The organism is Paenibacillus sp. YIM B09110, from assembly GCF_037167145.1.
Taxonomy (GTDB): domain Bacteria; phylum Bacillota; class Bacilli; order Paenibacillales; family Paenibacillaceae; genus Pristimantibacillus.
Genome location: NZ_JBANSP010000003.1, coordinates 218,056 through 242,313 on the forward strand (window position 1 = coordinate 218,056; position 24,258 = coordinate 242,313).

Here is a 24,258-nt window from a genome sequence, read left to right on the forward strand (position 1 = left end):
CCGACTATGAAAATGTGAACGTGTTGCAGCTGAACGCAGAGCGTCCCAGGGCTGCAGCTATCCCGTACGAAAATGAACAGGCGGCTTTGGCGAATGATCGATCGGCTTCTCCATATTATCGGTGTCTGAATGGAGATTGGAAATTTTATTACTCGGAGAACCCGTTCGATTCCCCGGAACTATTTTATGAAGAAACGTTTTCCTGCGAGGCATGGGATACGCTCCAGGTTCCGTCGAATTGGCAGCTGCACGGCTACGGCGTACCCTTGTACAGCAGCAGCAAGTATCCTTTCCCGGTTGACCCGCCGTTCATTCCGAAGCTGAATCCGACGGGCTGTTATGCGCGGACGTTTCATATCCCGAGCAGCTGGATCGACAAATCTGTCATTCTTGCCTTCGACGGCGTGGATGCTGCATTTCATTTGTGGGTGAACGGAGTGGAAGTCGGCTTTGGTCAAGGCAGCCATAATCGGATGGAGTTCGATATTACGTCCTATGTCCGCTCTGGTGTGAACAAACTGGCGGTCCGCGTCTATCAATGGTCGACCGGCAGCTATCTGGAGGATCAAGACAAATGGCGGCTCAGCGGGATATTCCGTGATGTTTATCTGTTATCCATCCCCATCGTGCATATGGTAGACGTCCGCATTCAGACTCGGCTCGACGAGAGATATCGGGAAGGAGTACTGGAGCTGGACATCACCTTAACGAATCGATCCGACCAATCGGGAGAGGCTTGCGGCCTTCATGCGGTTCTTCTCGGGCCGTCGCAGGAACAGGTTGCCAGCGCAACGTTTGCCGCCGCTTCGCCAGGTCCTCGTGCGGAAGCTGTCGTACATGCCGAGCTTCCGGTTAGCGGTCCTGAGCTGTGGTCGGCTGAGCAGCCCGCTCTTTATACGCTCTTGCTGACGTTGGACGATGCGGAGGGTAAGGTGGCTGAAGCGCATCGCTATATGGTCGGCTTCCGGGACGTGAAGGCGAAGGACGGTCGACTGCTTGTCAACGGCAAGCCGGTCATCCTTCGCGGAGTGAACCGCAATGAATTCGATCCTGAACTGGGCCATGTGACGACGATGGAGGCAATGGTTCGCGACATTACGCTTATGAAGCAGCATAACATTAATACCGTCCGTTGCTCTCATTATCCGAACGACGAACGCTGGCTCGATCTGTGTGATCAATACGGTCTGTACGTCATCGACGAAGCGGATTTGGAGACGCACGGCTGCGTATTTCTCGGAGAGATCAGCAGGTGGATCAACAATCCCGACGAGAAGACTGCCTACGAAAGCCGGTTGGCCGAGGACCCTGAGTGGAGGGAGGCGTTCCTGGATCGGATGGTTCGGCTGGTAGAGCGGGATAAGAATCATCCTTCCATCATCGTCTGGTCTCTCGGGAATGAGTCGGGGTATGGGGGCAATCACGATGCCATGGCTGAATGGACGAGAGCGGCGGATCCGACACGTCCGATTCATTACGAACGGGCTAAAGATGCGCCGATCGTCGACATCATCAGCTCCATGTATCCTTCGGTAGACATGTTGATCGCCGAAGGGGAGAAGGAGGAGGCGCGACCTTATCTAATGGTGGAATTCGGGCATGCGATGGGCAACGCACTCGGTAATCAGAAGGAATATTGGGATACCGTCTACCGTTACCCCCGGCTTTGCGGTGGTTTGATTTGGGAGTGGACGGATCTCTCGATTCGCCGCCGAGTAAGTGACGGCAGTCTCCAATACGCTTATGGAGGCGACTTCGGGGATGAGCCTCACAGCGGCCACTTCTGCATCGACGGCCTGTTGTTCCCTGACCGCAGCCCTAAGCCCGCTTTAATCGAATTCAAGAAGGCGATTGAACCGGTCACCGTTCATCCAGTGCAACCAGAGCTAGGTGTGTTGCAGATCGGCAATCGTTACGATATGGCAACGCTTTCGCATCTTGCCGTCCATTGGCGTGTGTATCGCGACGGTATTGCGCTAGAGGAAGGGGAGCTTGCGCCGCTGCATATTCCGGCAGGGGGCGAGGAGCTTGTCACGATCCCTTACCAGACGCGGCCGTCCGATGGCTGCGGCGAATATTGGCTGCACATCAGCTTCGTCCTGCGCGATAGCACCGTTTGGGCGCAAGCAGGCCACGAGGTGGCATGGGCCGACGTGCCGCTGAATCATTCGGCTTGTTCGGAGTTTACTGCTTCCAATACGTATGTGCCCGCCGAAGTGTCGTCGACGGAGAACGGTCGAATCATTCGCGTCGACGGTGAGAGCTTCACATTGACGTTGGACAAACGGATTGGTGAAGTTACCGCATGGGATTATAAAGGCGTATCTTTGCTCACGCAAGGCCCTCGCGTCAATCTGTGGAGGGCGCCGATCGACAATGACGTCCATCTAGCGAAGCAGTGGCGCGATGCAGGCTATCATGAGCTCGACGCCTACGTACGCAGGGTCGAGTCATGGCCGCTAGAAGACGACTCAGCCGTTCAGATCAAGACAGAGTCCGTGCTCGGCGTTAAAGGCTCACGGCCCCTATTCCACGTGGAGCAGCTTTACACGATTTACAGCAACGGGGAAGTATTGCTGGTGAACCGGCTTGAACCTCTGAAGGAAGGACTGCCGCCTCTTCCGCGAGCCGGTATTCGGTTAACGATGCCGAATCGATTCGACCGCTTCTCTTGGTTCGGCCGAGGTCCGCATGAATGTTATGCCGACCGCAAAGACAGCGGAAAGCTGGGCGTGTACGAAGGAACTGTTGATGAGCAGTTCGTGCCATATATTAAGCCGCAAGAGAGTGGGAGCAAGGCTGATGTACGCTGGGCAGCTGTTACGGACGTCGACGGCGTAGGACTGCTAATTGCGGGAGCGGGGATGCCGCTCGGGCAAGTTGGCGCAAACCGATATGGAACCAAAGCATTGAGCGAAGCCAAACATCATTTTGACCTGATCGATATAGGCGAAGTTGAGATCAATGCTGATTGGAGACAATCGGGTATTGGCAATCACAGCTGCGGTTATGCCCCGACCTTGCCATCATATCTGCTTGCCTCGGAATCGACGGAATTTACGGTTCGACTGAAGCCGTTCTCAGGCGATGAGTCGCGATTAGACGCGATCAGACAGCTATATCTTTAATAGAAGAAGGAGGTCAAAATGGCCATGCGAATTACAAGGTGCAAAACGGAATACGAACATAACCCGATCGGTATAGATGTGCTGGCTCCCCGCTTCTTCTGGCGGCTGGAATCGGATGAACGGGGCGCGAAGCAGCAGGCGTATCAAGTGCTGGTCTCGTCCTCCCGCGACAAGCTCGAACGCGGCGAAGCGGATAGTTGGGACAGCGGCAAGGTGGAGTCTCGCAGCTCGGTACATGTAGTTTACGCCGGACAACCGCTTCAATCGGAGAGAGAGTATTGGTGGAAGGTTCGAGTCTGGGATAACCGGGATCATGTATCGGAATGGAGCGAGCCTTCTTATTGGACGATGGGTCTGTTGTCTCGAGGGGAGTGGAAGGCGAAATGGATCGGCAGAAAGGCGCAGCTCGGACCGGGAACTGCGCCGGATTTGCAACCCTCACCGTATCTGCGCAAATCGTTTGCCGTTCGTTCTGCCCTCCGCCGCGCCGTTGTGTATGCCACGGCGCTGGGCGTGTTCCGGTTGACAGTTAACGGAGATGAGGTCGGTCATCTGTTCGCTCCAGGCTGGACCGATTATGATACACGTGTTCAAGTCCATGCCTACGATATTACGGCAAGCTTGCAACAGGGAGAGAACGCTTTTGGCGTCATCCTCGGTGACGGCTGGTATGCGGGAACCGTCGGATTTCTCGGCAACCGTGTTTATGGCGAGCGGCCGTTTCTTCTCTTGCAGGCAAGCATCGAGTATGAGGATGGCAGCAGGGAGCTAGTGGTATCGGACGGCTCCTGGCAAACGACAGAAGGACCTATCCGCTATTCCGATATGATCATGGGCGAATCGTACGACGCGAGGCTGGAAATGGACGAATGGGACCGGCCGAACTTTAACGCCGTTTCTTGGGAGGCTCCGGACATCCGTTCGGGCTACAATGGTCAGCTCACAGCGGCGATGGAGCCTCCGATTCGGATCACCCAGACCGTTAAGCCGATATCCGTTCGCCGTATGGAAACCGGTTCGTACATCTTCGATATGGGCCAGAACATGGTCGGCTGGACCGAAGTGAGTGTCAATGGCGCGCGCGGCACACGTATTACGCTGAGTCATGCGGAGATATTGAATCCGGACGGCACGCTGTATCTGGATAACCTCAGGCTGGCCGTTCAGCAGGATCATTACGTGTTGAAGGGTGAGGGCGAGGAACGGTACGAACCGCATTTTACATTCCACGGCTTTCGTTACGTAGAGCTGATCGGCTACCCGGGAGAACCGGATCTGACGACGATCACGGGGAAAGTTATCCATTCCGACACCCCAGTGACGGGAAGTCTGGAAACGTCCAACCCTATGATCAACCAGCTGTATGCCAATATCACATGGGGGCAGCGCGGCAATTTCTTATCCGTTCCGACGGATTGCCCGCAGCGAGACGAGAGGCTTGGCTGGACAGGAGACGCACAAATTTTCGCCCGGACCGCCTCATATAACATGGACGTCTCACGTTTCTTCACGAAATTTATGTGGGATATGATCGACTGCCAGCAGCCGTCAGGCGCATTCACGGACGTCGCCCCCGATGCCGGATGGATTCGCCACAAAATGTGGAACACTCGGCTGAACTGGTTTGCGCCGGATAACGCCGGCTGGGGCGACGCGGGAGTGATCATCCCATGGACGCTGTACCTCATGTACGGGGATATACGTATTCTAGAAACTCACTACGAGGCAATGGCACGATGGGTGGACTATTTGAAACATAACAGCAATGAATTGATTCGTCCCGATTACGCCAACTATGGGGATTGGTTGTCGATTCAGGCGGATACGCCGAACGAGGTGCTGGCGACCGCTTATTTTGCATACAGCACGAAGCTAATGGGAATGATCGCCGGAGCGCTTAACAAAACCGAGGATCAGCTTCGTTACGAAGCGTTGTCGGGCGATATCGCGGAAGCATTCCGTAACGAGTTCGTATCGAATGAAGGAGTCATCAAGGGAGATACGCAGACCGTATATGTGCTTGCGCTTCAGTTCGGTCTGTTAACGGAAGAGTTGAAGGCCAAAGCGATATGCCGCCTAACTGACAATATTAGCGAGCGGGGAGATCGCTTGTCCACCGGTTTTCTCGGCGTAGGTTACCTGCTGCCGGCACTTACCGACAGCGGCGAGCTTGGTGTCGCCTATAAGCTGCTTACCCAAGAGGCATTCCCGTCATGGATGTATTCGATTAAGCACGGCGCGACAACGATCTGGGAACGTTGGGACGGCTGGACGGAGGAGAATGGTTTCCAGACGCCTTCGATGAATTCGTTCAATCACTACTCGCTCGGCTCGGTGGGAGAGTGGATGTTCCGTTACATGGCGGGCATCGAAGCGGACAGGACGGAGCCCGGCTTCCGCCATGTGTTGATTAAGCCAAGACCAGGCGGTCAGCTGACGCATGTCAAAGCCTCCTATGAGTCGCTTTACGGCAGCATACATGTTGCTTGGGAGCTAATAGACGGAGGAGAGCTGCGTCTGGAGATCGAAGTGCCCGCGAATACGACCGCGACCGTTCACGTTCCGGGAAGCAGCGTGCGCGTAGACGGCAACGATGCATCGGCTCCGGGGGATGGCTGCGAATTACTAGGAGAGCAAGCCGAAGGATTCCAGTTCCGCGTCGGCTCTGGCCGATTCGTATTTTCAAGCACATTCGTTCCGCTTGCCGCAGGCGTATAGTTGAATATCTTTCATTATGAAGACGGGAGCGAAGCCGTATGGATCAACAGCGTGTTGCAGCAACGTATTTGGTAGAAACGCCATTTCCATTGGAAAAAGCAGCGATGATCATTGCAGGTGAGCAATCCACGGGAACTTTCACACATGTACCGGGCGAAACGGATCGTTTGAAGAAAGAGCATGGCGCCATCGTAGAGCATATCGAATGGTTGGAAGATCATGACGCGCCTGGCTTGCCGGGCGTGGTGCTGCCTTCCAACCATAGCGGCAAATATCATCGCGGACGTATTGTGATTTCATTTCCGCTTCATAACTTCGGTCCGTCCATTCCTAATTTAATGTCGGCGATTGCGGGCAACTTGTATGAATTGCAGCAACTGTCCGGATTGCGCTTGATTGACATCCAATTACCGGAAGCGTTTGCAACACGTTATTCGGGACCAAAATTCGGCATAGAAGGAACACGCAGGCTGCTCGAGGTGTACGATCGTCCGATTCTTGGCACAATTGTGAAGCCCAGCATCGGGTTGTCTATCGAAGAGCTGGCGCAAATGGTAGAGAATCTTGCTAGAGCAGGATTGGATTTCATCAAAGACGATGAGCTTAACGCCAATCCGCCTTATGCTCCGCTCGACCGGAAGGTTGCAGCCGTGACGGCGGCGATCGAGCGGGCGGCAGATGCGACAGGCAAGAAGTTAATGTATGCCTTCAATATTACAGGCGAATGGGATGAGCTTCGCAGAAATCATGATCTTGTCGTCGGTGCCGGCGGCAATTGCGTGATGGTCAGCATATTGAGTGTAGGCCTTGCCGGTCTCGCTCATCTGAACAGCTACAGCGAGGTGCCGATCCACGGACACCGCAACCAGTGGGGAATGATGACCCGTTCGCCGCATCTTGGCATAGAGTTTACAGCATTCCAGAAGCTATGCCGCCTGGCGGGTGCTGATCATCTTCATGTGAACGGTTTGAATGGAAAATTTTACGAAAGCAATGAATCCGTAACTCGCTCGATCAAAGCTTGTACGGCGCCGCTGCTGGGCGGTTATAAGGCAATGCCGGTCATTTCTTCTGGGCAATGGGCGGGAACGGCCCATGCTACTTATGAAGCTACAAGAACGGTTGACGTCATGCATTTGGCCGGGGGCGGGATGTTGGCTCATCCGGATGGCGCGGCTGCAGGCTTCGAGAGCATGAAGCTGGCATGGGAAGCGGCTGTGGCCAATATGCCATTGGAACAATGCGCGGAGCAGCACCCAGTCGTGCGGCGGGCCATCGACAAATTCGGAAAAGCAGGTCAATAAGCTATGAAACAGAGATCGGAACTTAGACCATTATTGAGCTTTTATGGCGACGATTTCACGGGATCGACGGATGTGCTGGAAACGTTGTTTCAAGCAGGTGTCGATGCGGGTTTGTTTATACAGCCTCCGACTTCAGAGCAGCTTAATGGCCAGTTTGCGAATTTGGCCGCATTTGGGGTAGCCGGAATCAGCAGATCGCTGTCGCCGGAGGAAATGGATCTTCAACTAACTCCCATCTTCAAGCGGCTTCATGCCGCCAACACGGCTATTGTCCATTATAAAATATGCTCCACATTTGATTCGGCTCCCCAAACAGGAAGCATCGGCAAGGCGGCCGAGCTTGGCCGCGGCATATTCGGAGGACGTTATATTCCACTGCTTGCAGGTGCTCCTCATTTGCGGCGCTTCACCCTATTCGGCCATCATTTCGCTGCGGCCAGGGAGCAGATTCACCGCCTTGACCGCCATCCAACGATGTCGAGGCATCCCGTTACACCGATGGAGGAATCTGATCTGCGCTTGCATCTGCAGAAGCAGACCTCGCTTCGGATATCGCTGATGGATATTGTATCGCTTGATGGCTCTTATGAAACGGTGCGTATGAATTTGGAGCAGCTGCTTCAGGAAGAGCGGCCGGATATTGTTATATTCGACGCGCTTGATGACGAGCGGATGGAAACCGTCGGTCGCCTTATTTGGGAAGAAGCCGCAGCATCGGAAGGACCGCTGTTCGTCATAGGCTCATCCGGGGTGGAGCAGGCTCTTGCCGCGCATTGGCAAACAGCCGGAATCGTGAAGCCAGCACGGGTTACGCAATATGAGGCACAGGCTGCAGACAGACAAGGACAACGACAAGTGCTTGTCTTATCGGGAAGCTGCTCGCCCGTGACGGCTAAGCAAATAACCTATGCGCTTGCACACGGTTTTAGCGGGATTCGTCTGCCTGTATCTCAGCTTCTCGATCCTTCGCTGGTCGAGGCATCCATGGCTGCTGTGCGTGAACAGGCAATGAATCTGCTGAAGTCGGGGAAAAGCGTGATCCTGTATACGGCGAGTGGACCTGACGATCCGGAAGTAGCAAATACGAGGGAGAGGCTCGCTCAGCTCGGCATCAAGTCGGAAGAAAGCAGCAGAAGGCTCGGACCTATGCTGGGCAAGCTGGCCACCGGGCTTATCGAAGCCTGCGGTTTGAACAAGCTGGTCATTGCCGGCGGAGATACGTCCGGTTATATCGTGAAGGAGCTTGATGCGGATGCGCTGGGATGCGACTCATTGTTCGAAACAGGCAGCCCTTTATGCCAAGTTCATGCCAAAGGCCGGGCAATAGACGGGCTGAAGCTTATATTAAAAGGTGGTCAGGTGGGCGGGGAATCCTACTTTGTCCGCGCGCAGCGCGAAATTCGGCCCGAGAACAACCAGTAAAAATAGGAAGAGGCAGGTCATGCATAATGGATATCGCCACTTGTTTGACTCCGTACAAATGGAAGAAGCCTGTGCTGGTCGGATCAGGTGCCGAAGGCGCATTTGACAGCCACGCGGTAGATTGCCCGTTTGTGTTTAGGCACAACGATCTTTTTCACATGATGTATGTCGGCTTTGATGGAACTGGTTATCAGACGGCACTCGCTACAAGTGACGATCTGCTGAATTGGCAGCATTTGTCGACGATATTGACCAGAGATGAGGAAGGCAACGCTTGGGATTCGCGCAATATTGCCGGCACATGGATGCTGCGCGACAATGATATGCATGGTTCAGGCCATTTGAAGAAATGGAACGGCAAGTACTGGCTGGCCTATCATTCCTATCCGGGTGACGGTTATGAAGCGGGATCAGCCAAGATCGGGCTTGCATGGACAGAAGACGAAAGCCTCAGAAGCTGGAATCGCCTGGAGAATCCGATTCTCGTGCCTGAGGACGGCGGGGAATGGGAGAAGGGCGGGCTGTATAAGGAATGTTTGGTGGAGCATGAAGGCACTTTTTATTTGTTTTACAATGCGAAGGATAAAGATGAGGGCCGTTGGATCGAGCAGACTGGCCTAGCGACTTCGAAGGATCTTGTACAATGGACGCGGCATGAGCATAATCCGGTACTTCAAGTAACGCCGGAAGGATGGGACAGCGGTTTCGTCAGCGATCCTTGCGTGCTGCGGGACGGCTCTCGCTGGGCCATGTTTTACTTTGGCTTTAACTATAAATCGGCTCAGGAAGGGGTTGCGCTTTCGGATAATTTGCTGGACTGGCGCAAATATGAAGAGCCGATTATTACCATTGGCGAAGGCAATAGGATCGATTCCGTATTCGCTCATAAACCGTCGGTTATTACGCATAACGGGATTTTGTATCATTTCTATACGGCATGCAGGCGTCCGATGGAAGGCGACGCGACATGCAATATCTTTCCTGAATTTCGCACGATTGCGGTTGCGACGTCCTTGCCGCTTGCGATCGGTTCGCTGCGGACGGAAGGCAGGCCTCGTCCGATCGGCCTCGATGAGACGGCTCCCCGCCTCAGCTGGTCGTTCCTCGAACAATTGACGCCGGGATTTCGCCAGAAAGCCTATCGGATTCAGGTTGCGACGAGCTTTGCTGGACTGCTGGAAGGCGATGCGGATGCATGGGACAGCGGATTTGTCGTTAGCTGTGATCATACGGCCATTCCTTATGCCGGCGCCGCACTGCAGCCAAGCAAGCGGTATTATTGGAAGGTTACCGCCCAAGATGAACAGGATACGTATTATAACAGCGTAATAGCCTGGTGGGAAATGGGGCAGCCGGACAGCCTTGGCTGGCAGGGAAAGTGGATCGCAAATCCGGATGCGACAAAAGAATCGAGAGGAGCGTCCCGCTTTCGGCGCCGTTTCGTTATCGAGCAAAAGGTTGTGCGCGCGAGGGTGTATATAAGCGGGCTTGGACATTATGAATTACGGTTGAACGGTGAGAAAGTAGGCGATTATGAGCTCGAGCCCGGCTGGACGGACTATGACCGGACGGTTCTGTATACGACTTATGATATTACGTCGCAGCTGGGGTTTGGTGAACATATCGTTCAAATTGAGCTGGGGAACGGGTTCTACCACATACCGGGCGGTAAATATACGAAGTTTAAAGATTCTTACGGATCGCCTACGTGCTTGGCCGATATCGTCCTTGAATATGCCAATGGCGTGTGCGAAACTATCAGTACGGACGGCAGTTGGCAAGCCGGCGAAAGTCCTCTGCTCTTCACTTGTATGTACGGAGGTGAAGAGTACGACGCAAGAAGAGAAGAGGAGAACGCGGTTTCTTGGCATCCGGCCGTAGTGATCGATGGGCCTTCCGGCAAACTTACCGCGGGGACAGCACCGCCGGTTAAAGTGATGCGCACATTCGAGCCCAAGTCCATTACCAATCCCAAGCCTGGAATATACGTGGCGGATTTAGGTCAAAACTTCTCGGGTTGGCCGAAGATTAGCGTCAGCGGAGCTGCGGGCTCGAGGGTTGTATTGACTTGTGCGGAGCTGCTGACGGAAGAGTGTTTGGTTAATCAGAAGTGGACAGGGTCTCCAAGCGAGTTCTGCTATACATTAAGCGGCAACGGAGTCGAGGAGTGGCGTCCGAGGTTTACGTATACGGGCTTCCGCTATGTGATGATTGAAGGAGCAGTTCCTGAAGCGTTCACTACTGGAGCAGAATCTTCCTCGCCGGTGCTGCATGGCATCGAGGGGCAGATGCTGTACCCTGAGCTCGAAACCGCAGGCGGATTCGAATGTTCCAATTCACTGCTTAATCGGATTCATGAAATAATCAATTGGGCGATTCTTAGCAATACCAAGAGCGTATTCACGGATTGCCCGCATCGGGAAAAATTAGGTTGGCTGGAGCAGGTTCATTTGATGGGACCTTCGATTATGTTCAATTACGATGTGGAAGCGATGCTGAAGAAGGTGCTTCAGGACATTTCCGATGCCCAGTTACAGGACGGCATGGTGCCGACGACCGCGCCGGAGTATGTCAAGTTCGACGATACGCTGAAAATATTCCGGGACGCTACCGCTTGGGGCGGAACTTATATATTGACCGCATGGGAAGTGTTGCAGCGATATGGCAATATGGATTTGATTCAGAAACACTATGAAGGCATGAAGCGATATTTGGCGTATTTGACCGAAAAGTCGGATGGATACATCATAACCGAGGGGCTGGGCGACTGGTATGACATTGGTCCGGCAGGGCCTGGACACTCGCAAAATACGCCTATTCCATTCACGGAAACAGCGATCTATTATGGCTTGTCCGTTGTCATGCAGAAAATAGCAGCATTGCTAAGCGAGCAAGAGGATGTGCATCAATATGAGTTATTGTCCGCTTCCATCCGAACCACGTTTCAGCGGAAATACTGGGACGAACAGGCAATCAGCTACGCAACGGGAAGTGATACTGCGCTTGCTATGCCGATCGTAATTGGACTCGCCCCAGAGCAGTATCACGGTGTGCTGATCGAGAAGCTCGTGCAGCAAATTGCTGAACGCGGCTATCAGACGACAGCCGGCGACGTAGGCTATCGTTATCTGCTGCTTGCACTCAGCCGCGCAGGCAGATCAGATGTCATTTACCGAATGTCGCAAATAACGGATAAGCCAAGCTACGGCTATCAAATCGAGCATGGGGCCACGACGCTTACCGAAGCGTGGGATGGACCGACAGTCGGCAAGTCGCAAAACCACTTCATGCTGGGACATCTGGAGGAATGGCTGTATCAAGGTCTGGCGGGCATTGATTACCGATATGATACGGAAACGGGTCGATACAACATCATGATTAAACCTTATATGCCTGAGGATATGAAATGGGCCGAAGCATGGCAGCAGCTGCGTCCGGGTTATGCGAGAGTGCGCTGGGAGAGAGACGAGGAGGGTAAGCCCTCGATGAGCGTAACGATTCCGCCAAATGCGAAGGGGATCGTATACGTCCCTCGAGTCGTCTTCTGCGGGCAAGAGGAGAATGCGGTATTGCCGACAGGAATCAGGAAACGGCAAGACGAGAAGGACTATATTATTTTTGAGACGGAATCAGGAAGCTTTACATTTTGCCGGCAAAAAGTGACTGTTGAAGTGTGACGATATTAACATGATCGCCAGTACGGAAGGAACCTCCTTCGATACTGGCGATCTGCTTTTGTAATCATATATATCAAAATATTAAGCAAATAAGTTAAGAATAATCACTTCTTACTTTTGATAATGATTACGCTTTCAAAAACCTTAAAATTGATCGCTGCATTATAAGTTTTCAACACTATTCATGTCATGCTATCGACTATACAATTTAGTCATATTCTCCAAACGGCAGCTTGAGCCTAAGGGAAAAGGGAGGAATGAGGAAAGTTTGGAACAGCAAACGAAGATAAGCACATCGGGGCGGACGCAGCAGCTCCCGGCGGTAAAACGATCCATCTGGCGTGAAATTATAAAACAGAAATATGCGCATGTGTTCGTGTTAACGGGAATGCTGATTGTCTTCGTCTTTCATTACTTGCCGATGTTCGGCATTTTGATGGCCTTTAAAGATTATTCCATCTCGAGCGGCATTAAAGGGATCTTTACCAGCGATTGGGTAGGGCTCAAATATTTCAAAGAATTTGTTGGCGCTTACAATTTCAAGCTTCTTGTAACGAATACGCTGGCCATCAGTCTTCTGAAATTGTTCTTTACGTTCCCGATGCCGATTTTATTGGCCATTATGTTTAACGAGGTGCGGCATCAGCTCTTTAAGCGTTTCGCTCAGACCGTCAGCTACTTTCCGCATTTTATTTCGTGGATCGTGGTTTCCGGATTGCTCGTTATCTTCTTATCAAGCAATGCTGGAATCGTAAACGATTTCTTGAAGGGAATAGGCATTATTGACAAGTCGCTTCCTTTCCTGTCTAGTAAAAATTACTTCTGGGGACTAGCCGTTTCGACGGCCATGTGGAAAGAAGCAGGCTGGTGGGCCATTATATTTCTAGCCGCGATCAGCGGACTTAGTCCGACGCTTTATGATGCGGCTGAGATGGATGGCGCCGGCCGGCTGCGCCGCATCTGGCATATCACCTTGCCTGGCATCCGCGGCACGATCGTAGTCGTACTCATTCTGGCAGTCGGAAGCCTGCTCGGCGGCGGCCTTGTTGGATCCAACTTTGAGCAATCGTACTTGCTCGGTAACGCGATGAATAACGAACGCTCGGAGATTTTACAAACGTATGCGTTTAAAATGGGCTTGGCTCAGGGCCGATACGCATATGCGACGGCAATTGACTTGCTTCAGTCGATTATCGCGATCATCCTTGTATTCGGAAGCAACTTCTTATCCAAAAAAATAACGAAAAACGGCTTGTTCTAACAGCGGAAAGGAGTCAAATATGCATCGCAGAACCGTCGAAGACCGCATTGTGGATACGGTAAATATTAGCTTGCTTATAATCATAGCGCTGGCTACGATGTACCCCTTTTACTACTTGCTCATTGTTTCGTTCAATAACGGGCTTGACACTTCGCTAGGAGGCATCTATTTTTGGCCGAGGGAATTTACCTTTAACAATTACGCGAAGTTTCTGAGCGATCCGAAGTGGATTATTTCATTTGGTGTCTCAGGGCTAAGGACAGTTGTCGGAGCGGCTGTAACGATCTTCTTTACGTGTTTGACAGCGTATGGTCTAGCGTATCGCAATCTAGTGTTTCATAAGTTTTACTTTTCGTTTTTTATCATTGCCATGTACACATCAGGCGGACTTATCCCATACTACGTTGTACTGCGCAGCTTAGGATTGCTCAATACCTTTTGGGTCTATATTGTACCGGGCTCGGTGACGATCTTTTTCCTCATTATTGCGGTCTCGTTCTTCCGTGAAATACCGGCGGAGATGGAGGAATCGGCACGAATAGACGGGGCTTCAGATTTAACCATTTTCATCAAAATGATCATACCGGTATCCAAACCGTTAATTGCGGCAATGGGATTGTTCATAGGCGTAGGCCAATGGAACTCATGGATGGACTCGGCCTACTTCGTCAATAAAGATTCGCTGCGGACTTTAACCTACCGTATGATGGAGGTAATCAATCAGGGCATGATTCCAGTTGACATGGCATCTGCGGAACGGGCTGCGGCCGTTACTGGCGTAACAACCTTCTCGATACAGGTCACAGCAATGGTTATCGCGGTTATACCAATCCTTCTCGTATATCCTTTTTTACAAAAGTACTTTGTACAAGGAATTATGATAGGCTCAGTAAAGGGGTAGGCAGCAGCGATCAGACAGCTTGCGTATAACGTTGGTGGATCGCGGAATAATGCTGCTATCGCAAAGAGTGTATTCCGTTTTCACATAAATGCAATGCGGAAAGATAAAAAAAGGAGGCAATTTCAATGGGTAAGGTTTTTAAATCGACAGGTTTGATAGCGCTTGCATTGATGCTTTTGCTGACAGCCTGCTCTGGCGGCAACAAAGGCAACAATACAAATGAGGCTACCAACGCCCCAACAAACAGCGCGGAGCCGACAAATGCATCAACCGAAGAACCTGCGGAGAAAGAAATTGTAGAGCTGGACTTATTCGTCAATATGTCATGGTGGCCGCTGAAAGATTGGAGCGGCAAAGTGCCGGAAGAAATTACAAAGAAAACCGGCGTTAAGCTGAACATCCAGGTTGCTGCCGATGATAAGCAGCTTCCGCTTCTGATCGCATCAGGCGACTTGCCTGATTTGGTGTATACGGCTACCGATCTGACGCGTATGGCCGACAGTGACGTATCCTATCCATTAAATGAATTAATCGAGAAATATGCTCCGGATTTCAAAATTAGTCAAGAACGTATTGGCGTCAATACGATGCCTGACGGCAACTTCTATACCGTGAGGAATGCTTTCTCGACGGAGCAAGAATGGAAAGACAATCCGAAAGCGATTCCTGGTGCGAACGGTATGACGTTGCGAAAAGATATTATGGATGAGCTTGGCAACCCGGCGTTGAACAACTTGGATGATCTCATTTCGATTTTGGGCCAAGTGAAAGCTAAGTATCCGGATATGGTGCCGCTCGTTTGGGATAAAGATCAAATCGGCCAAAATCTGCGTATCAACTACGGTCTGAAGAAAAGCAAAGGATTCGTGGACATCGACGGAGCTGCGCGTTTCTACCTGAAAGACGAGAACTATTTGAATTACTACCTATACATGAACCGGCTGTACCGCGAAGGCTATATGATCGCTGAGAACTTCACCTTCAAGGATGCGCAGCAAGACGATCAATACGTATTGAACGGTCAAGCTTTCGCCCATGGCGGCGGTAATGCGGACTCCACTAACCCTCAATTAAAAGAGCTTGGAAAGACCTTCGAAATGACGCAAGTGACGAAGCTGCTTAGCGACCAAGCAGGTATTCCAATGGGCGGATCCGGCTGGGCAGGCATGTACATTACGAAAAACAACAAAAATGTAGAAGCTGCAGTTAAATTCCTGCAATACATGTACAGTGAAGAAGGACAAAAGCTCGGACTGTACGGTCTTGAGGGCGAAGATTGGGAATGGAACGAAGCAGAGAAATATCCGGTTATGAAATACGATTTCAACAACACGGAAGTTCAAACGCAAATGGGTGTCGTTTGGTGGGGCTTGATTGGCAGCAGCGGCGTTAACGAAGCACTGCAGCGCTATGCTCCAGAATCTCAAATGACGCAATGGGGTCTGTCTGCCAGAGACGCGCTTGAGTTCAACCCTGCGCTAGGTCTAGTTTCTACAGAGCCGGATACAGAAGAGCAAACGATAGAAGCTCAAATTCAAAACATGGTAACAACCGAGGAACTGAAAATCTATATGGCTGCTTCCGAAGAAGAAGCAAAAGCACAATACGAAGCATTGCTGGAGAAGGCCGAAAGTCTTGGACTGGCGAAACTGGAAGATTGGGCTACAGCGAAGTACAAGGAATATCAAAAAAACTTTTAATGTCATCTTGATGTAAAAGCCACAAAAGAGGATGAACGTAAGCGTGGCCGAAATGCGAAAGCATTTCGGCTATTGCGTCATGTATAGCCGCAGGCTCCGTTCTAAGCAGCGCCCAAGTCCGCCAGCGGCTGCGATTAACCCCTATCAAGCACAAATTCCAGGAGGAACGTTACATGAATTTCAACAATCTGCGAGAGAAGTTTGCTTCTCCGGATCCGGATTTCGGTCCTGTGCCATTCTGGTGGTGGAGTGCGGAGGAAATAACACCGGAACGCGTACGCTGGCAATTACAAAAATTTCGCAGCGGAGGCTTGCGCAATATCGGCATCCTCAATATTGCGCCGACTGGCCCGCAATACGGAAGTGTTGCTGATGATCCGCCATACTTTAGCGAGCGCTGGTGGTCTATGTTCGAGGTGGCTCTGCGTGAAGCGCAGAGACTGGGCATGCGCATTTTCTTCTACGACCAAATCGGCTTCTCGGGAACGAGCTTCCCCGCGCATCTTGTCGCGGAGCAGCCGAAATTGGCCGGCTACCAGCTTCGCAGGCTTGAGCTTGGCGAGGAGCTGCCCGAAGGCGCCGAGTTGTTAATGGAGACTGGCGGCTACCTTTATATAACGATTCGACAAGGCTTCAACTGGCTCGACAAGCGAGCGACAGAGCAGCTGTATGACCGAATATATGGGGAGTTCGAGCGGCGTTTTCCGAATGATCTGGGCCGAACGATCGCCGGCAGCTTCCAGGATGAGCTTCCTTCAATGCCGTTATGGACCGAAAGCCTTCCCAAGCTGTATGCGAAGCGCCATGGAGAGGACTTGATTACAGCATTGCCGGCCCTATTCGAGGATGTGGAGGGAGCTTCGCTCATCCGCAGGCGCGTATACGAGCTGGCAACCGAGCTGGCTGAGGAATCGGTATTCAAGCTGCAACATGAATGGCACAAGCGCTACAATATGCTGCAATGCTGCGACCAGGCCGGGCCTGCGCGCCGCGCCGACCTGCACGGCGCGCAGCGGCTTTATCTGGATTACATGCGCACGCATCGTTGGTATAATGCGGCCGGCAGCGATATGGACGGCGAGATCAAGCCGCATGCTTCAATGGTTCATTTGCATGGGGGCAAACGCGTGTTTCTGGAGTCGTTCCATACAAGCGGCTGGGGCGGAACGCTGGAGGAGACGATGCACTGGCTGGTGCCTTGGCTGCAGGCTGGCGTGACGCTTTACAGTCCTCACTCTGTCTACTACAGCACGCGTGGCGGATGGTGGGAGTGGGCGCCGCCCGACACGGGATGGCGCCAGCCGTATTATGAGCATTACGGCGTGTTTGCCGATACGGTCAGCCGCGCGTGCTGGCTGTTAACGCAAGGAACGCATGTTGCCGATGTCGCGGTTCATTATCCTTCGCATGCGGCATGCGGCTGGATGTCGCTGTCAGACGGAGGGCCACTTCAGCATCCGATGGTCATCGCCAACATGATGCCGCATGAACGGCTCGGGCATGTTCAAGAGGTATACCAATCGCTGACCGGAAGGTGGAATCGCAAGGAGCGTAATAAACCGGGTGCGCTTCGATCCTCCGGCATCGACTTTGATGTGACAGACGATTCCGCTTTGGAGATTGCGGAGCTGTCGGACGACAAGCTCCGAATCGGCGATGAATCGTTCTCTGCATTGCTATTGTGCGGCACTACCATTATGGATGATGCTGCTCTGGCGAAGGTAAAAGCATGGATCGCAGCCGGCGGTCTGGTTATCGCTATACAGTGCGGAGAAGATGATCCGGCGCTGGAGGGAGCTGTGTATGTCAGCTCTTCCCGCGAAGCGTTAGACCTTCTTGAATCGAGGCTGCCGGGACGGGTCGAAGGACCGAATATGCCGCTTTTGCGCAGAACAGAGGACGCAGATATATTCTTGTTGCTGCCGGAAGAGGGGGAGCTGCTTCCGATGCACGAACCGTCGAGCGGGACGACGCGTCCGCCGCGGAGCGCGCGCTATCGTCTGCGCACCGCGGGACATCCGCAGCTATGGGATCCGGTAAGTGGGCAGATATATCCGCTTCCATTCAGCAGGGACGGTGAATGGATCAAGCTGGAGGTGACATTCGACAGCTGGCCAGCGGCATTCGTCGTATGCCCATGGGATCAAGCGGAGGCTGAAGTGTTCAGCAATTCCACGCTCGCTTCGGACGGACTGGCGCTGCCGGCGGAAGTACCCGCGCTTCATACGGAGCAGGTCCCGGTGACCGAGCTTAATGACTGGAGGGTGCTGGCTGTACCGACACTTGATAACCGATATGGCGATTTTGATCTGCATGGCGGACCAACGGCTTTTACGCCTATCGAGCGTCGCGAGATGCTTGTCGCGCGCGAGGAGAGCGAAGAGGACGGGGTTGCCGCTAACTGGCAAACGAGCGTCCTTGACGATTCGGGCTGGATGAAGCGGCTGTGGAGCGAGGCCGCGTACTGGGAAGCGTCTCGGAATCAGAGGTTTGAAGAAGGCAGCGTATGGCCGGTCGTCTACAGCAATACGCTGGGGGATCTGTCGTTCCGGACATGGGCGGGCCGAATGGGCCGGGTTCCTCGCAAATTTTTGAATTTAGGAATGGCGGGTCTTGGAGACAAGGTATGGGCGAGGACGAATGTGGCAGCGCCGGAGGAAGGGACGTACTGGCTGCGCACGGAGAGCAATGCGGCAATCGCTCTCTGGGTAAACGGTGATCCGATCGAATGGAACGGAGGTCCGGAGGAACAGACAGCTGCAGTGAATTTGAAGGCCGGAACCAATTCGCTGCTGCTATGTGCCGAGGCGATGGCCAAAGGGATGATCCGGATTGGGGTTACAGTGTGCGCGGAAGAGCAGGAGCAGCTTCCGAAGTGGATTTATTCCCCGAGCCCCAATCTGAAAACCCGGTTGTCGTATACGATACCCGAGCAGGAGAGCGTTGGTGTCAGTCGCGTACGCGTCATCTTCTGCGCGAAGGAGCGCGTGGCGCTTTATGTGAACGGCAAGCATATGACCGAGCACGGCGATTTCAATCCGTATATCCGGCAAGGTCAAGAAGAGATTGATCTGACGCCGTATTGGCAGGGAAGCGACAATACTATCGAGCTTGTCATGCCGGAGGGTGAAGGTGTGGCAATGGTGGACGGCGTGATCGAGCGAGTGGATGGCAGCAACCAAATGTTCTGCACCGGTCCATCGTGGTTGAATGAACTGGGACAGCGCTCAGAGGTGCTGCATGAAGCGGTTCTGCAGTTCGCCGAGACGGAGACGATGTGGCTTCCCGGCCGCACGCATCCGCTGCCGAATGTCGGCTGGCTGATGCCGGATGCCAAGCCGACATCCCAACCTCTGCCGTTCGTTCGCGATGCGTCTCAGCCTGGCAAGCCGATTTGGCTGCGCTTCCCGCTGCCGGCGGGTGCCACGGCGCTTAAGGTCATCAGCGCTGGCGAATGTGAATGCTGGATAGACGGCCAGCGGCAGATAATGCGCGACGGCCAAGCCGGATTCGAACCGCAGACGGCAGGAACGGTGGCTGCGCTTCGAATCGTGCCAAGCGATATGAGTACAGAAACCGATGTCCTGCTTGCGCCGATCCGTTTCGAGGTGGCGAAGGTAGAAGGAGAACTCGGCGATTGGCGATCGGTGCTGGCCTTGCCGCATCATAGCGGCGTAGTCGAATATGAAACGATGGTCGAATGGAAAGAAGACAATGGCGCGGTGCTTGAGCTGGGGCATGTTCGCGGCACGGCCGAGGTATGGCTGAACGGAAGACCGCTCGGTGTGCGCGCATGGGGTCCGTATCGGTTCAAGCTTGATGTCGGGCTGGGAACATATCATCTTCGTATTCGGGTGACGAACACGCTGGGAACCCATTATGAAGTCGGCCGCCCGTCTAGCAATGTCGGAGGGTCCACGAATCCGAAGGTGTCGTACTGGCAGCCGGATACAATGCCTGAGCATTGGGAGACGGCGTTTGCCGCCGGCGGTCTTTATGGTCCCGTTCGGTTGTACGCCTCTAGCGGGGATTTAGCCAGCAGGACATATTGATACATTTTTCAGTATGATGATATGATTGATTAGATAGAATGAAATGACAAATATGGATGAAATGGTTTCATGCAGGATGCCTAATGCGAAGAAAGGCCGATGCGATGAAAAATATGCGTATTGTTCAGAAAATGGCATTAGGCTATCTCATGCTAGTGCTTCTACCGATTCTCGTGTTTGGCGTCTACTTGTACAATCAATTTTATATGGATGTCATTTCTGAGTATTCGGAAGGCAAGCAGGAGCTGGTCTTGCAAGCGGGTGAAGGATTTCGAGGGAGACTGAAGCAAATCGAGTCTATACATTCGCAGTTTCAGTATAATCAGCAGCTAATCGATTACCTTGGCGGAATGTATCCTTCGGAGCTCAATCAAGTGTACACCTATCTAAAAGATATCCGGCCGATTTATATCTATGCGATTACAGGCAATAAGGAAGTTGCGTCCATTAAATTGTATAAGAACCAGCAATCCGTCCAATCGGTTGCTGGCGAGCTGGAGGATTTGAGCCAGATTGATGCGAAAGCGATCGAGCTGTTGAACGCTGTTAATGTGGATAAAGGCGTATGGCTGCACGCTTCGAATCTTGCCGGCAAAGAAGGCGCCGGGCTTCCGTATTTAAGCTATTACCAGCGAATCTTCAATAACAGCTACACGCAGTCATTAGCCGAAATGGTGATCAATGTCGACGATTCCTTGGTTAGTAATTTATTGAAAGCGATCGATGTCGATCAAAAAACACATGTACAGATCATATATAACGGTGCGACTGTTTACCGCGGCGGGTATGATTTGAGTCCTGAGCAAACAGCCGAGATGCAAGCGCTTGCAGACGCGAGTGAAAAAGGCTTCGCTTATTCGCGCAGTCAGAAGCTGCTCGTGAACTCACTGTCCGTGCCAGAGCTGTCAACAAGCTTCTACTTCTACAGCCAGATGGACGATGTGTTTGTCGATATTCGCAAGAAAGCCGTTTTTCTCGGGATATCGCTGCTCGTGTCGCTTCTTATCCTTACGGGCATTTATTACGCGACAGCCTCCACGATTGTCAGGCGTATTCTTGGTTTGGCGAAGCATATGCGCAAGGTCGATGAGAACAAACTGACTTATTACGAAGGGGGCAGCTCCCGAGACGAGATCGATTTCCTAACCCGATCCTATAATTCTCTTATTCGCCGAATCGATGAACTGCTGACAAATGTCCATAAGGCCGAGCTTATGAAGAAGGAGGCTGATTACCTCGTGCTTCAAGCGCAGATTAAGCCGCACTTTTTGTACAATACGCTGGAATCGATTCGTATGCTGGCGGAAATCAATGACGATCAGGAGGTCGTTGACGCGACGTTCACGTTCGGCAAGCTGCTGCGTTATACGCTAACTTCCAAAGACAACGAGACGATGCTGCAGCATGAACTCACGAATGTCCAGCATTACCTGGATATGCATAAGCTGCGCTTGCTGGATAGATTCCAATACTCAATTGAAGTATTAACCCCTATCGATAATGTAAGGTGTCCTCGGTTCATTTTGCAGCCGTTGGTGGAAAATTGCATTCATCATGGCGTTGGAAGCAGTCGCAGAAACGGCAGAATCGATATTGAAGTCAAACGGGAGGACGATACGCTGATCATTGTAATAGCCGATAATGGTCCTGGCATACCGTCAGAACGCCTTGACGTCATTCGCGGCGTACTTGGCAACGTGCTCGACCGGCAAGAGCTGCAGAAGGAGAATTCAGGTCAAGGCTTATACAATGTCAGCGAACGTATCCGTATTTTTTATGGCGATCACTCAGCTCTTATGGTAGAAAGCCAGGCGGGAGAAGGCACGATGTTCACACTAAAGCTCAAAGTTCAAGGAGGGATTTAGCATGCTTAATCTGATGATCGTAGATGACGAGCCCTTCATGCTGAAGGGGCTGATTAATATCATTGAGAAAGGGCAGACCCCATGCTCGGAGATCGTCAGTGCGCATGATGGATTCGATGCGCTTGAGAAGCTGGAGAACTTCCGTCCCGATTTGCTTATTACGGATATTCAGATGCCGGAGATGAATGGGCTGGAGCTGATTCGAAAGGTGCGTGAAAGAGGCCTCTGCAATCGCTTCATCATTTTGACCGGATACGATGATCCTACCTATCTGCATCAAGCGATACGCTGTAAAGTGATTGATTATCTGTTGAAGCCGATTAATAAGACAGAGCTATATGATGTGATGTCGAACCTGTCGCTTGAGCTGTTGTGCGGCGATGATGAGGATTCCTCCCAAGCATCATCAGTTTGGGAAGAATCCGTCCCGGGCGTCGACTACGATCAAATGTCCAGAAACGTCAAAAAAATAATTCGGCATATCGAGACGCATTACAGGGAAAATATTTCACTCGATCAAATTGCCGAGCATGTATACTTGCATCCGAATTATATCAGCTCGCTCTTTCGCAAGGAGACAGGGCTGACGCTAATCCATTATTTGCATCTTTATCGCATTAAGAAGGCAAAGGTACTGATACTGGGTGATTCGGATGATTCCTTGCACCGCATATCCGAGCAAGTCGGGTACGAGAGCGCCCGACACTTCTTCAGCGTTTTCAAAAAATATTGCGGCGTCACGCCGAGCGAATACCGGCAGCACTACAAAATGCATTAGTCATTAAGTGAGAGCTTGAGCGTAATTGCGCATCAAGCTTTTGTTTGTATGCAATGAAACGGGAGGTAAAAGTAATGAATAATCTAATGCCTTGGGATAATGGAAAACTTATTGTTTCGGAGAACGGACGATTTTTGCAGCATGCTGACGGCACTCCGTTTTTTTGGCTGGGAGACACGGCATGGTTGCTCTTAAAGCGGACGACGAGGGAAGAGGCGCTAACCTACCTGCGTGACCGCAAAAACAAGGGATACAACGTCATCCAGATTATGCTTGTGCATGATCTTACTACTCCAAACGCTTACGGGAGAGCGCCGTTCCGGGATCTCGATCTGGACCAGCCCGATGCGGAACAATCGGCCGAGTATACAAGCTATTGGTCATTTGCCGATGAGGTGATTGGCATGGCGGAGCATGAAGGGCTGTACGTCGCGCTTGTCCCCGTATGGGGCAGCGTTGTGGAGTATTATCGGACCAATGCGGAGACAGCGGAGCGTTACGGCGAATGGCTCGGCAACCGCTACATGGATCGTCCGAACGTAATCTGGCTGAACGGCGGCGATATCCGCGGCAGCGACAATACGGATGTATGGCTCAAGATGGGCCGAGCGTTACGTAAGGCTGCTCCGGAGCACCTGATGACGTTCCATCCGTACGGACGGACACAATCGTCGAAGTGGTTCCATAACGAAGACTGGCTCGACTTTAATATGTTCCAGTCGGGGCATCGCAGCTATGACCAGATGGAGGAGACAAATCCGGACACGTTAGTCGGTGAAGACAACTGGCGTTTTGTGAATACGGATTGGGCCAAAGTGCCGGCGAAGCCGACGATGGATGGCGAGCCGTCTTACGAGGATATTCCGCATGGCTTGCATAACCTGGACGCACCAAGATGGAAGGCGGATGATGTGAGGCGTTATGCCTACTGGGCGGTGTTCGCAGGCGCATTCGGACATACTTACGGACATAATGCGGTCATGCAGTTTCATACGGAGGATCGGGGCGTCGGGGCATACGGCTGCACGCGGAGCTGGACCGATGCGCTCGATGATGACGGCGCGAAGCAGATGATCCATTTGAAACATCTGATCCTATCAAGGCCTTTTGATGAGAGGACGCCTGACGAGACGGCGATATGCGGCGATCCGGGATACCGATACGATCGTTTATTCGTGAACCTGGGTAGAAGCTATATGATGGCGTACACCTACACGGGCCGGATAATCACCATACGGCTGGGTCTATTCTCTGGCAAGCGGGCCGCGGTTTGGTGGTTCAATCCCCGAACAGGTGAAAGTGTATCCGCCGGCGAGGTGGACAACGAGGGAACGCATGAGTTCGTTCCTCCAGTAGTAGTAAGCGCGCCGGGCAACGACTGGGTGCTGGTGCTTGACGATGCCGATCAAGAATTTGCGGCGCCGGGTCTCCCTCTTTCGCGCTAATACAGCG

General features: G+C 52.4%; 12 protein-coding genes. All 12 read left to right on the plus strand.

Going from position 1 to position 24,258, the window contains the following annotated elements; genetic code table 11:
- Positions 1-14 precede the first annotated feature (14 nt).
- The 12 genes from V8F51_RS05605 to V8F51_RS05660 all read left to right on the plus strand — a co-directional run bounded on the left by V8F51_RS05605 (position 15) and on the right by V8F51_RS05660 (position 24,251).
- Positions 15-3,128, plus strand: coding sequence for a glycoside hydrolase family 2 TIM barrel-domain containing protein (locus V8F51_RS05605; RefSeq protein ID WP_337099105.1), 3,114 nt, complete (start codon positions 15-17; stop codon positions 3,126-3,128).
- A gap of 24 nt (positions 3,129-3,152) precedes the next feature.
- Positions 3,153-5,846 carry a glycoside hydrolase family 78 protein gene (locus V8F51_RS05610; protein ID WP_337099106.1) on the plus strand — a complete coding sequence of 898 codons (2,694 nt, stop codon included), beginning with the start codon at positions 3,153-3,155 and terminating at the stop codon, positions 5,844-5,846.
- A gap of 38 nt (positions 5,847-5,884) precedes the next feature.
- Complete coding sequence (locus V8F51_RS05615) at positions 5,885-7,150, plus strand: ribulose-bisphosphate carboxylase large subunit family protein (RefSeq protein WP_337099107.1); 1,266 nt, start codon at positions 5,885-5,887, stop codon at positions 7,148-7,150.
- A 3-nt stretch (positions 7,151-7,153) separates the two neighbouring features.
- Positions 7,154-8,572, plus strand: a complete 1,419-nt coding sequence (locus tag V8F51_RS05620; RefSeq protein WP_337099108.1) for a four-carbon acid sugar kinase family protein — start codon at positions 7,154-7,156, stop codon at positions 8,570-8,572.
- A gap of 26 nt (positions 8,573-8,598) precedes the next feature.
- Positions 8,599-12,249, plus strand: a complete 3,651-nt coding sequence (locus V8F51_RS05625; protein ID WP_337099109.1) for a family 78 glycoside hydrolase catalytic domain — start codon at positions 8,599-8,601, stop codon at positions 12,247-12,249.
- A gap of 268 nt (positions 12,250-12,517) precedes the next feature.
- Positions 12,518-13,510, plus strand: a complete 993-nt coding sequence (locus tag V8F51_RS05630; RefSeq protein WP_337099110.1) for an ABC transporter permease — start codon at positions 12,518-12,520, stop codon at positions 13,508-13,510.
- A gap of 19 nt (positions 13,511-13,529) precedes the next feature.
- Positions 13,530-14,411 (plus strand): carbohydrate ABC transporter permease, encoded by an 882-nt coding sequence (locus V8F51_RS05635; RefSeq protein WP_337099112.1) that lies wholly within the window; start codon positions 13,530-13,532, stop codon positions 14,409-14,411.
- Positions 14,412-14,536: 125 nt separating this feature from the next.
- Positions 14,537-16,111, plus strand: a complete 1,575-nt coding sequence (locus tag V8F51_RS05640) for an extracellular solute-binding protein (RefSeq protein WP_337099113.1) — start codon at positions 14,537-14,539, stop codon at positions 16,109-16,111.
- Positions 16,112-16,284: 173 nt separating this feature from the next.
- Positions 16,285-20,163, plus strand: coding sequence for a hypothetical protein (locus tag V8F51_RS05645; protein ID WP_337099114.1), 3,879 nt, complete (start codon positions 16,285-16,287; stop codon positions 20,161-20,163).
- An 83-nt stretch (positions 20,164-20,246) separates the two neighbouring features.
- Complete coding sequence (locus V8F51_RS05650) at positions 20,247-22,028, plus strand: sensor histidine kinase (RefSeq protein ID WP_337099115.1); 1,782 nt, start codon at positions 20,247-20,249, stop codon at positions 22,026-22,028.
- A 1-nt stretch (position 22,029) separates the two neighbouring features.
- Entirely contained in the window at positions 22,030-22,806 is a 777-nt protein-coding gene (locus tag V8F51_RS05655; protein WP_337099116.1) for a response regulator transcription factor, read from the plus strand.
- 74 nt (positions 22,807-22,880) lie between these two features.
- Positions 22,881-24,251 carry a glycoside hydrolase family 140 protein gene (locus V8F51_RS05660; RefSeq protein ID WP_337099117.1) on the plus strand — a complete coding sequence of 457 codons (1,371 nt, stop codon included), beginning with the start codon at positions 22,881-22,883 and terminating at the stop codon, positions 24,249-24,251.
- Positions 24,252-24,258 lie beyond the last annotated feature (7 nt).

Coding starts and splice junctions, on each gene's coding strand:
- V8F51_RS05610 (WP_337099106.1), top strand. CDS start 3,153: ATGCGAATTACAAGGTGCAAAACGGAATACGAACATAACCCGATCGGT.
- V8F51_RS05615 (WP_337099107.1), top strand. CDS start 5,885: ATGGATCAACAGCGTGTTGCAGCAACGTATTTGGTAGAAACGCCATTT.
- V8F51_RS05620 (WP_337099108.1), top strand. CDS start 7,154: ATGAAACAGAGATCGGAACTTAGACCATTATTGAGCTTTTATGGCGAC.
- V8F51_RS05625 (WP_337099109.1), top strand. CDS start 8,599: ATGGATATCGCCACTTGTTTGACTCCGTACAAATGGAAGAAGCCTGTG.
- V8F51_RS05635 (WP_337099112.1), top strand. CDS start 13,530: ATGCATCGCAGAACCGTCGAAGACCGCATTGTGGATACGGTAAATATT.
- V8F51_RS05640 (WP_337099113.1), top strand. CDS start 14,537: ATGGGTAAGGTTTTTAAATCGACAGGTTTGATAGCGCTTGCATTGATG.
- V8F51_RS05645 (WP_337099114.1), top strand. CDS start 16,285: ATGAATTTCAACAATCTGCGAGAGAAGTTTGCTTCTCCGGATCCGGAT.
- V8F51_RS05650 (WP_337099115.1), top strand. CDS start 20,247: ATGCGAAGAAAGGCCGATGCGATGAAAAATATGCGTATTGTTCAGAAA.
- V8F51_RS05655 (WP_337099116.1), top strand. CDS start 22,030: ATGCTTAATCTGATGATCGTAGATGACGAGCCCTTCATGCTGAAGGGG.
- V8F51_RS05660 (WP_337099117.1), top strand. CDS start 22,881: ATGAATAATCTAATGCCTTGGGATAATGGAAAACTTATTGTTTCGGAG.